Genomic DNA, 10,714 nt, shown 5'->3' with positions numbered 1-10,714 from the left:
CGTCATATGCGGCGAAGGGCCCCTTCAGCACCCTGGATGGATCAGCAGTACAGGTTGCCGCCCGGGCTCACGCCGAGGATGCCGGTGAACTGCTGGTACTTGTTCACGCGGCTCTGCACCTGGGCGGGGTTGCCGCCGTTGCACTCGATGCTGCCGTTGATGCTGCGGATGGTCTCGCCGAAGCCGCGGCTGTTGACCATCGCGTTGTGCGGGGTCATCGTGCCGGGACCGTTCTGGGTCATCCAGTACCAAATGCCGGTCTTCCAGGCGACCGCCGCGTCGTTCTGCACCAGCCAGGGGTTGGTCAACAGCGGCAGGCCCAGCGCGTCGCCGGCGGCCTTGTAGTTGAAGTTCCAGCTCAGCTGGATCGGGCCGCGGCCGTAGTACGCGGCGTTGCCCGCCGGGCAGCCGTAGGACTGGCTCGTGTCGCAGTAGTGCGGGTAGTTGGCCTCGTTCTGTTCGACGATGTGGACGAGGCCGCCGGTCTCGTGGCTGACGTTCGCCAGGAAAGCCGCCGCTTCCTGCTTCTTCACGGTGTCGCTGCCCGTGCCCGCGAAGGCCGGGTACGCGCTCAGGGCTGTGACCAGGCCGTTGTACGTGTAGAAGGGGTTCCGGCTCGGGAACATCTGGTTGAACTGGGCCTCGCTGACCACGAAGCCGGACGGGTTCGGCGGGTTGGTCGTGCCGCCGCCGCAGGCGCCTTGATCGGCCCAGACCTGCGCGCTACCGGGGGTTTCGTTCTGCGTCCACCACTTCGCGGACCAGTTGTGCCCGTTGTAGGAGGCGGTGTTGCCGCCCCAGTAGACCGAGCTCGCGTTCCATGGCGCCACGCAGTCCGCGGCGGAGGCGGACTGGGCCGGGACGACCACGGCGACCGTGGTGGCGGCGAAGGTGGCGGCGACCGCCGCGAGGATACGTCGAAGAGACATCGGTGGCTCCTTCGTACGAGGGGACCATGCAGGGAGATTGGTCTATACCTTTTAAGGGGTATGGCCAACAGGTATAGACCATTGCGGACAAGAAACCAACCGTGGAAAGCCGGATACTGCCTGTTCGGCCGCGCGTGACAGCCGAATGGCCCAACCTTGTCCGGTTTTGTCGGAAACCGATTCCGTGCACGACAACTCTGAGGAGAGGGGTGCTCGAAACATCCCCCCTGTGAGGGGCTAGTCTCGTGCCCCGAGTTGATCAGAACCCACAGGTCTTGACACGCTCGGTAGTTTTTTGACCAGCAGCCTGGAAATGCTCACTCGTTCGGGTTAGCGTTCCGGTCCGGCAAAGTCACGTCACGGGAGGCACTCCGGTGCGGAACCCAGTTCATCTCCTGATGCGATCGGCCCTGTCCGCGGCCAGGGTCGCGGCGGTCATCGCGATCCCGGTCGCGCTGCTCGTCGCGGGCGCAGTCCCGGCGTCGGCCGCGGACGCGACGTCGCGCTCGGAGATGGCGTTCGGTCTTCTGGGCCCGGTCGGCTTGATCGCCGTCGCGCTCGGCGTCGTCGGGATGGCCTTCGGTGTGTTCCGCCAGCGCCGGAAGGCTCGCGCGGCCGCCGTCGCTCCCGCTCCCGCCCCGGCGCAGCCCGCCACCCCGCACGTCGCCGCGATGGCCGAGGCCGTGCTCGCGGACGACGCCCTCACTCGTCAGCAGCGCCCCTGACCTGCGTCTCCCGGCCCCGGATCGCGATTAGGGGGCTAAACGCAGGTCGGTGCCCTGGGCGGGGCGGATCGCGTTTAGCCCGCTAAACGCAGGTCGGTGCCTGTGGCCGGGCGGATCGCGTTTAGCCCGCTAAACGCAGGTCGGCGGATTTCTTGGGTAGGTACACCTAGTCCGGCCCGGATTGTTTAGCCGCGCGCTGATCGCCACGCTCGGGTCCATGACGGTGACACGGCGTCGCAGCCGGCCCGGTGACCCCTTCCCCCGCGCCCTGGACCGGGCGATCACGGACAGCGGCCTCGGTCTCGACCGGATCCGGCACCGGCTCGCCCTGGAGGGCGTCCGGGTCAGCGTCGCGACCTTGAGCTACTGGCGGACAGGAAGAAGCCGCCCCGAGCGGTGCGACTCCCTGAAGGCGGTCGCGCTGCTGGAGCGGCTCTTCGAACTTCCGCACGGTTCCTTGCTGAACCGCCTGGGCCCGCGTCGCCCCCGGGGACGGTGGGGCGACGCGGGGAGCGGATCAGACGCCGGAGTTGGTGCGGATCCAGCTGCGGAAGTAGGGGACGTCCACGTAGATCGACGGCCCGGTCGCGCAGGTGCTGCTGTTGTTCCCGGCGCGGCTGGTCGCGCCGACCAGCTGCCAGACACCGCTGACCTGCTTGACCTGCGGGCCGCCCGAGTCGCCGTAGCAGGCACCCGAGTTGCCGTTGGGGTTGTTGGTGCAGATCTCGCTGGCGGCCCGGATACCGCTGCACCGGGTGTCGGCGACGATCGAGGTGTTCAGTTCCTGGAGGTTGATCGGGGCGCCACAACCACCGCGGACGGGGCAGGTCTGGCCCCAGCCGATGATCCGCGTCGCGGTGCCAACGGCCCCGGACGAAGCGGCGATCGTGACCGGCGCCTGCGACACCGCCGTCGAGAGACGCAGCAGCGCCAGGTCGGCGGTCGGGTGGGCGATGCGCTGGGCCACGCGGGCGACGGTGCCGCCGCTGGTGCGGTTCGTGGTGCCGACGCGCACCTGGTACGGCGTGCCACAGTGCGCCGCGGTGACCACCCAGGTCGAGCTGATCAGTGAACCACCACACTGGTGGCCGCCGGAGCTCGACTGCTGGGACACCATGAACGAGTAGACCTGGGTCGCGTTGCCGCCGCCGACGATGTTCGGCTGGACGCCTCCGGTGGGCTCGGCCGCCGCCGCGACGCCGGAAAGCGAGAAGACGGCCGCGGCCGCCATGGCCAAGCCCATCAGTAGGGATCGTGCCTTCATCTGGGTTCTCCTTCGGTGTGGCCGGAAGATCCGGTGCCATGAACGCTAGGAATCGGGCACCGTGGCCAGAACCGTCGGAAGTATGTGGCGGTTAACCGTTTAGACCGTTCGGCCGGGGCGAGGCCGGATGACCCGCCCCGGCGTGGCCTGAGAGAATCCGGGCGTGTCCGACGAACAGAAGCGCCCGCGCGTGCTCTCCGGGATCCAGCCGACCGCCGACTCGTTCCACCTCGGCAACTACCTGGGTGCGCTGCGGCAGTGGGTCCGGCTGCAGGACACCCACGACACCTTCTACATGGTCGTCGACCTGCACGCGATCACGGTCGAGCAGGATCCGAAGGTGCTGCGCGATCGCACGCGCCGCTCGGCCGCGCAGCTGCTCGCGCTCGGGGTCGACCCGGCTCGCAGCGCGCTGTTCGTCCAGAGCCACGTGCCCGAGCACGCCCAGCTGGGCTGGGTGCTGGAATGCCAGACCGGGTTCGGCGAAGCGAGCCGGATGACGCAGTTCAAGGACAAGGCCGCGAAGCAGGGCACCGATCGCGCCAGTGTCGGCCTGTTCACGTACCCGGTTCTGCAGGCCGCCGACATTCTGCTGTACCAGGCGAACGAGGTCCCCGTCGGCGAGGACCAACGGCAGCACCTGGAGCTGACGCGCAACCTCGCGCAGCGGTTCAACAACCGCTACGGCAAGACGTTCACCGTGCCGGAGCCGCATATCGTCAAGGACACGGCGAAGATCTACGACCTCCAGGACCCGACCGCGAAGATGAGCAAGTCCTCGTCGACCGGCAACGGCCTCATCGAGCTGCTCGAAGAACCGAAGAAGTCGGCGAAGAAGGTGCGCTCGGCGGTCACGGACACAGGCCGCGAGATCGTCTTCGACGCCGAGAACAAGCCGGGAGTCTCGAACCTCCTGACTATCCTCTCCGCGCTGACCGACCAGCCGGTCGCCGAACTCGAGAACTCGTACGAGGGCAAGGGTTACGGGGACCTGAAGAAGGGCGTCGCGGAGGCGTTCGTCGACTGGGTCACGCCGGTGCAGGAACGCGTCCAGTCCTATCTGGATGACGTCGCCGAGCTCGACAAGGCCTTGGCGCTCGGCGCGGAACGAGCCAGGGAAGTCGCTTCGGTGACGTTGCGGAACGTCTACGAGAACATCGGGTTCCTTCCCCCGGCGGGCTGATTCGCGCTGCGATGTCGTCGCCGGGTGGTTAGCGTTTGACGGTGGCGAATGATGACGGCGCGAAGCCGGAACAGGACAAGCTGTTACCGCGCCTGAGGCGGAAGTACGGCTGGCTCGATCACCTCATCCGGGCGAACGACGCCTTCACCGAGCGCTACGGCAATCACTATGCCGCCGCCATCACCTACTTCAGCGTGCTTTCGGTGATCCCGATCTTGATGGTCGCCTTCGCGATCATCAAGATCGTGCTCGCCGGCGACCAGGTGGTGACGAACCAGCTCGTCGACGGCATCAAGAAGTCGGTCCCGGAAGGGCTGAGCGATCTCGTCGGCAGCATCATCAAGGCCGCGCTGGACTCCGGCGGCGGTATCGGGGTGTTCGGCCTGCTGCTCGCCCTGTACTCGGGCGTCGGCTGGATGTCGAACCTGCGTGACGCGCTGACCGCCCAATGGGGGCAGGAAAAGCAGAAGCTCCCGCTGGTTTCGACCACCATCAAGGATCTGCTGTCCCTCGTCGGGCTCGGCGTCGCGCTGGTGATCTCGTTCGGTCTCACCGCCGCGGGCAGCGGCGTCGGGCGGTTCCTGCTCGAACTGGTCGGCCTCGAGAACCAGGGCTGGGCCGTGTTCCTGTTGAAGGTCGCGACGATCCTGCTCGGCCTGCTCGCGAACACCCTGGTCTTCCTGTGGGTCATCGCGAGGCTGCCGCGTGAGCATGTCGCGCTGCGCAGCGCGGTCAAAGGCGCGATCTTCGCCGCGGTCGGTTTCGTCGTGCTTCAGCAGGCCGCGACCGTTTACCTCGGCAGTGTCACGAAATCACCGGCGTTCACGTTGTTCGGCCCGGTGATCGGCCTGCTCGTGTTCGCGAACCTCGTTTCGCGGTTCCTGCTGTTCGTCACCGCGTGGACGGCGACGGCGAAGGAGAACCTGAAGACGGTCATCGAGCCGCCTGCCCCGGTGCTGATCCACCCCAGGGTGACCGTTCAGCAGGGGCCGGGGCTCGGCGCCGTCGGCGGGGCCTTCGCGACCGGCGCCCTGCTGGGCTGGTTCGGCCGCCGCAAGTCCTGACGTTATTCGCCGGCCATGGCCTTTTTGCGCTGGTGGCCGACGACGAACGAGGCCACGATGATCAGGAAGACGACCAGCGTGATGATCCAGCCCGTCACGCCGAACGGGTCTTCGGCCGCGGCCGCGGCTCCGCTGTTCGACGCGCCGTCGGCGTTCGGCGCGGCGTTGGCCGGGTCCGCGTTCACCGTTTCCGGCGACCGGTATTCGATGCGCCCCACCGATTCCGCCTTCGACTCGCGCAGCGCGATGCCGTAGTCGAGGAGCTTCGCGGCCTGCTCGGTGACCCGGGTCGGACGCTGCTCGGCGCGAAGCATCACGACCCCGACCCGGTGACCGTTCCGGACAGCGCTGCCGGCGTAGGTGTGGCGCGAGTCGTCGGTGAAGCCGGTCTTCCCGCCGGTGAACCCGGGATAACTGCCGAGGAGCTTGTTGTCGTTGTAGATCGTGACGACCGGTTTTCCCGCGGTGGCGGGGACTTCGAAGCTCTTGGTCTTGACCACCTTGGCGAATTCGGCGTTCTTCATCGCGTAGTGAAAGATCAGGCTCATGTCGTAGGCGGAGGTCGACATACCGGGGCCGTCGAGCCCGGACGGTGTCGCGGCCCTGGTGTCCGTGGCGCCGATACGGGTGGCCAGCGCGTTCATCTTCGCGAGTGTCGCGTCCAGGCCGCCGAGCACGGTGGAGAGCGCGTGCGCCGCGTCGTTGCCCGAGTGCATCAGCAGTCCGTGCAGCAGCTGGTCCACTGTGTACTGACCGCCCGCGGCGATGCCCATGCAGGTGCACTCCTGCTCGGCGTCCTCCTTGGTCGCCACGACGATCCTGCCCGGCGGGAGTTCGGTGACCACGACCAGGCCGAGCAGGACCTTGATCAGCGACGCCGGCCGCTGACGGGCGTGCGGATCCTTCGCCGCGATGACGTCACCGGTGTCGAGATCCTGCAGCACCCACGACGCGGAGGTGTTCCCCTCGGGCGGGTTCAGCGCGCGCTTCGGGAGCACGAGCCCGCATTCGGCCATCCGGTCGCCGCCCACCGGAACCGGCGGCACCGGCAGCGGCGCCGGAGCGGCCTCGCCGGGGCGCGGTTTCTCGGAGGTGTCGACGGGCGGGGGAGGCGTCACCTTGTTCGCGCACGGCTGCGCCTGGGCTGGTGGCTTCGGGGCGGCTGTGGCCACCGGCGTCACCGCGAGGGCGAGCACACCGGAAACGAGGACCAGGAGCGACCGGGAGATAGCGCTGTGCACCCGAGCAATGTAGCGTCGCCGGGCTCGCTGCATACTCAGGGGCATGCGCATTTCGCGAGGTACTTCGATGTTCCTGCTGGGTTTCGGCGTGTGGTCGTGGATCATCTGGATCACGTTCGCCAAGAACCTCTGGGACAGTGACCGCGCCTGGGCCGCGGACGGCTCGCCCACCGCCTACTTCATCGTGCACGCGGTGCTGACGGTGGTCTCGTTCGTGCTCGGCACCATCATCGGGCTCATCGGTCTGCGCACGCTGCGTGGTGCCAAGTCGCAGGACGCGGGAAAGGCTGACGCCTGATCAGGTTTGTCGTCCTTTTGACGGTGGTGGCCTGCCTTCGGCTCGCTTAGGTTCACTCCACCGAATCATGGAGGTGGCATGTCCCGGATCAGACGCCTGCTCGTCCCCGCGCTCGTCGCGGCGGCGGCGGGAAGCGTGTTCGCGGCCCCGTCGGCGAGCGCCGCGCCCGCGCCGCAGTGCGACACCGCGAGCGCCCCGTTCAACTACGTGGTGCTCTACGACCCTCGCACCCCGGAGCGCAAGGTCGACAACGAGCTGCGCGCCAAGTGCGGCGAGAAGGTCGCGTACTACCCGGAGATCGGGGTCGCGGTCGCGACCTCGCGCAACGCCGACTTCCAGGCGAAGATCGGTGTCTTCCGCGCCTACTCGGGCGGCCGTGACGTCGCGTTCCCGCCCGCGGTCTCGACCCGCTCGACCCGCTCCGCCGTGGTCGACACCAAGGAGAACGAAGAGACCACCAGCGTCGCCGTCGAGCAGGACCTGTCGGCCCAGCAGTGGGACATGCGGGCGATCCAGGCTCCCGAGGCGAACAAGATCTCCGGTGGCAGCCGCTCGGTGACGGTCGGCGTGCTGGACTCGGGCATCGAGCCCACCCACCCCGCGCTGAAGGCCGCTCTTGACCCGAAGGTGTCGGCAGGCTGCAACAGCGGCGCGCCCGACACCACGCCCGCCGCCTGGGCACCCACGAACTCCGACCACGGCACGCACGTCGCCGGCACGATCGCGGGCAAGGACGCCGCGCGCGGCTTCACCGGTGTCGCGCCCGGCGTCAAGCTGGCGTCGGTGAAGGTCGTGAACGACGACGGCCTGATCCTCCCCGAGGCCGCCGTGTGCGGGTTCATGTGGGCGGCGAAGCACCGCTTCCCGGTCACGAACAACAGCTACTACATCGACCCGGGCATGTTCTACTGCTCGAAGGAGCCGGGCGACGCGGCCGCGTACGAGGCCGTCCGCCGCGCGGTGACCTACTCGACCGGCCGTGGCGTGCTGAACGTCGCCGCCGCGGGCAACAGCGGTTTCGATCCGGACAAGCAGACCACCGACCCGAACCGCCCGCACCCGGTCGACGAGAGCTGCGGCATCCTGCCCAAGGCCATCGACGGCGTCGTCAACGTCTCCGCCATCGGCTACGCGGGCACGAAGTCGTCGTACAGCAACTATGGTGACGACGTTTCGGTCACCGCCCCGGGCGGCGACCGTGCCCAGCTGCCGCCCGAGGGCCAGGGCGTCGGTTGCCCGCTGTCGACCATCTTCAACGGCGGCTACGGCGCCAAGTGCGGCACCTCGATGGCGTCCCCGCACGCCGCCGGTGTCGCCGCGCTGCTGGCGTCCCGCTACCGCCACGCTCCGCCCGCGGCGCTGAGGTGGCTGCTGGAGCACCAGGCCGACGCGGTTCCCTGCGGAACCGCCGCGCCGGTCTGTGAAGGTCCGGAGAAGGACAACTCGTACTACGGCCACGGCCGCGTCAACGCTCTGGACGCGGTGAAGTAGGTTCTCGCGATCGCCGGGGCCGGACCACGCTCGTGGGACGGCCCCGGTTTTCGTTTCCTGGCCCTCCGACGGTGTCCTCGCTACGTTGTGAGCACCTTCGACAGTGGGGAGTTCACGATGTCGTTGTCCGGTCGGTTGGTTCCTGTGGTGGTGGGGCTGGCGATGCTCCCGCTCGTCAGCGCGCCCGCGGCGGTGGCGGCGCCGGTGGCGCCCTGCAGCGACGAGCCGCGGGAGCTGCCCATCGACGAGTTCACCGACTATCGCGAGATGGTGCGGGAACTCGGCAGGCTCGAACGGGTGAGCGACGGACGGGTGAAGGTCAAGGAAGCCGGGCGGTCGAACCGAGGCCGGGTGATCCACCAGGCGACCGTCGGGACCGGACCGGAGGTTTTCGTGGTCTCCAGCGAGATCCACGGAAACGAGAAGACGGGTACAGACGCGCTCCTGCGCATCCTCGACTACCTCGGCACGTCGGAGTCGCGGGACGCCGAGCGGCTGCGGAAGACCATCACCTTCGTCGCGGTGCCGAAACTGAACCCGGACGGCGCCGAACTCGACCGGCGCGGCAACGACCTTTCGTGGGCGGAGGTGCAGCGGAAGTTCCCCCAGCTGAAGGACCGGCCGCCCGCCTGGAACTACCTCAGCGGCGTCCTCCAGGGCGACGACTACCGCAAGCGGCCGGGATTCGACGTCAACCGGGACTTCAATCCGGACCTGGCCTATGTCCCGCGCGCGGAGGACGTCCCCGGTGCGCCGGATCAGCCGGGCTGGTTCATCACCCCCGAAGCGCGGGCGCTGCGTTCGGTGTACCAGGAGCTGACCGCTTCGGGGGGGAAGGTGCCGGACGTCTACGTCGATCTGCACCATCAAGGCGCCTGCGTCCGGCAGGAAGGCAGCAACCGGCTTCTCGACGTCGGAATCGACTACCCGCCGCTGCCCGACAAGCACTTCGAGCCGGGCCAGAAGTACGCGAAGTACCGCGATGTGTACACAAAGGACGAATCGCGGCAGCTGGCGATCAGCGCGTTCAACGGGATGACGTCGCGCGGTTTCGTCGGGGCGCGGTATCCGCATGCCCCGGACCGGGATCTGCCGGGCCAGGCGCGGTGTTCGTTCGCTTTGAACGGGACGGGGACGGTGCTGTTCGAGGTGCGCGGGCAGACGCAGACGCTCGGGCAGCAGCACCGGGAGCACTTCACGCGCGCGGTGATGGCGGGGCTGTACAACATGCTGCGGGACGTGAGCACGGGTGCCGTCGGGTACATCGACCCGGAGGCTTTCGACCGGCTGCCGGGTACCGCCGACTCCGGTGCCGACCAGCACTCGCTGGACGCTCGGATCCTTGAGTAGCGGCTGTCTGCAGCAGTACATGATGGCCCCCTTCCTTGCGCCTAGGTACAGGATGGGGGCCATCATGTACTTCAGGCAGCTGTCGCGAGGTGGATGTCGGGTCGAGGCCTGGCTGCGGCTACGTCGTGCGCGGCAGTGAGATCGGCGAGGACGCCATTGGGGTCGTCTCGTAGCCGGGAGGGCAGAGTTTGCACGACGACCAGGCCCGCCGCCGCATAACGTGTATTGCGCTCTATGGTTCGCGCGTAGTCCGACTTGCGGAAATGAAACTCGAAAGAGTCGATCTCCCAAACGAGACCGACGTCTTCCCACAACGCGTCCGGACGTCCGATGTAGCGCCCTTGCCGGTCGTGGATCGCCACGTTCCAGTGGCTCGGTGGTGTCGGCATACGCTGGCTGAGGATCCTGGCGCAGGATTCCGCCATGGACCGGAGATCTACCCAGTTCGTCAGGAGACGCCTCGGTACAGCCGTACCTCGAAGTGAGCCGTGATCGAGTTCACGAAGCAGAGCCTTCGGATGGCATCCGCCCGTCTGGACCGCTTCGATCAAGATCGCCTCGACCTGCTCGGCGTCCCCCAGCCGTCGCGCCGTGTCCGTCGTGGCCCGGACCAGCGGAGCCAAGGGAACTTCGTTCCGGACGACCGGTGACGGCAAGTGGATCGTTCGTTCCATCGTCACGAAGCCGGTGCTGCGGATCTTCCGATCATGCGGGATCAACAGATGCAGACCCTCGTCCGGTGGCATCGCGGAAGTACGCAGACCGTGCCGCCGACAGGCTTCGATTCCGGTGAGGACCGCGTCCGCCCCGCCGTGCAGGAGCCCCGCGGTCACGAGCTGCTCGCCCGTGGGTTCGTTGTTGTGCAACAGGATGATGCCCGGCAACAAACGTTGCCATGGGCCTCCGGGCAGGCAGCGAGTGTAGATCGTCCGGCTGCTCATCTCGAGGCTTTCCAGATCGGATGCCCGGATGACGCCGTAGCGACTCCGTTCGTGCAGCAGTTCGGGATGCTGAGCCCATCTCCCCCTCTTGGTCATGATGCTCAGCGTGGCCGCGGGGCCGCCTGCCCGCCAGAGTCGATTTGCCGACCTGTGGATAACTGCCCCGTTGTGGATAACTCCCTCACAAGTACATGAAGGCCCCCTTCCTTGCGCTAGGCGCAAGGAAGG

General features: G+C 67.8%; 10 protein-coding genes. 6 read left to right on the top strand and 4 right to left on the bottom strand.

All coding sequences use genetic code 11. The features are described from left to right. Positions 1–41: 41 nt before the first annotated feature. Positions 42–929 (bottom strand): glycoside hydrolase family 19 protein, encoded by an 888-nt coding sequence (locus ACFVM3_RS40965; protein ID WP_378445181.1) that lies wholly within the window; start codon positions 927–929, stop codon positions 42–44. A gap of 398 nt (positions 930–1,327) precedes the next feature. On the opposite strand from ACFVM3_RS40965, the gene ACFVM3_RS40960 reads away from it, so the two are divergent. Then, entirely contained in the window at positions 1,328–1,654 is a 327-nt protein-coding gene (locus ACFVM3_RS40960; RefSeq protein ID WP_378445179.1) for a hypothetical protein, read from the top strand. A 517-nt stretch (positions 1,655–2,171) separates the two neighbouring features. On the opposite strand, the gene ACFVM3_RS40955 is transcribed toward ACFVM3_RS40960, so the two are convergent. Beyond that, complete coding sequence (locus ACFVM3_RS40955; RefSeq protein WP_378445177.1) at positions 2,172–2,918, bottom strand: S1 family peptidase; 747 nt, start codon at positions 2,916–2,918, stop codon at positions 2,172–2,174. Between the two features lie 163 nt (positions 2,919–3,081). Here ACFVM3_RS40955 and trpS point away from each other — a divergent pair, with 163 nt between their 5' ends. After that, the gene (gene trpS / locus ACFVM3_RS40950) at positions 3,082–4,101 is read left to right on the top strand and encodes a tryptophan--tRNA ligase (protein ID WP_340684622.1); all 1,020 of its coding nucleotides are present in this window, start codon (positions 3,082–3,084) and stop codon (positions 4,099–4,101) included. A gap of 35 nt (positions 4,102–4,136) precedes the next feature. Continuing rightward, complete coding sequence (locus tag ACFVM3_RS40945; protein WP_378445175.1) at positions 4,137–5,165, top strand: YhjD/YihY/BrkB family envelope integrity protein; 1,029 nt, start codon at positions 4,137–4,139, stop codon at positions 5,163–5,165. Between the two features lie 2 nt (positions 5,166–5,167). Here the strand turns inward: ACFVM3_RS40945 and ACFVM3_RS40940 are convergent, their stop codons facing one another. After that, on the bottom strand, positions 5,168–6,406 hold the full coding sequence (locus ACFVM3_RS40940) for a D-alanyl-D-alanine carboxypeptidase family protein (protein ID WP_378445173.1): 1,239 nt from the start codon (positions 6,404–6,406) through the stop codon (positions 5,168–5,170). 43 nt (positions 6,407–6,449) lie between these two features. On the opposite strand from ACFVM3_RS40940, the gene ACFVM3_RS40935 reads away from it, so the two are divergent. The 3 genes from ACFVM3_RS40935 (at position 6,450) to ACFVM3_RS40925 (ending at position 9,545) form a co-directional block, all read left to right on the top strand. Next, the gene (locus tag ACFVM3_RS40935) at positions 6,450–6,704 is read left to right on the top strand and encodes an SCO4848 family membrane protein (protein ID WP_378445171.1); all 255 of its coding nucleotides are present in this window, start codon (positions 6,450–6,452) and stop codon (positions 6,702–6,704) included. Between the two features lie 78 nt (positions 6,705–6,782). Next, on the top strand, positions 6,783–8,195 hold the full coding sequence (locus tag ACFVM3_RS40930) for a S8 family serine peptidase (protein WP_378445170.1): 1,413 nt from the start codon (positions 6,783–6,785) through the stop codon (positions 8,193–8,195). 117 nt (positions 8,196–8,312) lie between these two features. Then, complete coding sequence (locus tag ACFVM3_RS40925; protein WP_378445168.1) at positions 8,313–9,545, top strand: M14 family zinc carboxypeptidase; 1,233 nt, start codon at positions 8,313–8,315, stop codon at positions 9,543–9,545. 71 nt (positions 9,546–9,616) lie between these two features. Here ACFVM3_RS40925 and ACFVM3_RS40920 read toward each other — a convergent pair whose 3' ends face one another. Then, positions 9,617–10,582, bottom strand: a complete 966-nt coding sequence (locus ACFVM3_RS40920; RefSeq protein WP_378445166.1) for a hypothetical protein — start codon at positions 10,580–10,582, stop codon at positions 9,617–9,619. Positions 10,583–10,714: the final 132 nt, after the last annotated feature.

It is taken from the genome of Amycolatopsis sp. NPDC057786, assembly GCF_042797905.1.
In the GTDB taxonomy this organism is placed as follows: Bacteria; Actinomycetota; Actinomycetes; order Mycobacteriales; family Pseudonocardiaceae; genus Amycolatopsis.
This window is presented reverse-complemented; position numbering and strand designations above follow the sequence as displayed.

Excerpts from the sequence above, each read along its gene's own strand:
- ACFVM3_RS40965 (WP_378445181.1), bottom strand. The coding sequence starts at position 929 with ATGTCTCTTCGACGTATCCTCGCGGCGGTCGCCGCCACCTTCGCCGCC.
- ACFVM3_RS40960 (WP_378445179.1), top strand. The coding sequence starts at position 1,328 with ATGCGATCGGCCCTGTCCGCGGCCAGGGTCGCGGCGGTCATCGCGATC.
- ACFVM3_RS40955 (WP_378445177.1), bottom strand. The coding sequence starts at position 2,918 with ATGAAGGCACGATCCCTACTGATGGGCTTGGCCATGGCGGCCGCGGCC.
- ACFVM3_RS40935 (WP_378445171.1), top strand. The coding sequence starts at position 6,450 with ATGCGCATTTCGCGAGGTACTTCGATGTTCCTGCTGGGTTTCGGCGTG.
- ACFVM3_RS40930 (WP_378445170.1), top strand. The coding sequence starts at position 6,783 with ATGTCCCGGATCAGACGCCTGCTCGTCCCCGCGCTCGTCGCGGCGGCG.
- ACFVM3_RS40925 (WP_378445168.1), top strand. The coding sequence starts at position 8,313 with ATGTCGTTGTCCGGTCGGTTGGTTCCTGTGGTGGTGGGGCTGGCGATG.
- ACFVM3_RS40920 (WP_378445166.1), bottom strand. The coding sequence starts at position 10,582 with ATGACCAAGAGGGGGAGATGGGCTCAGCATCCCGAACTGCTGCACGAA.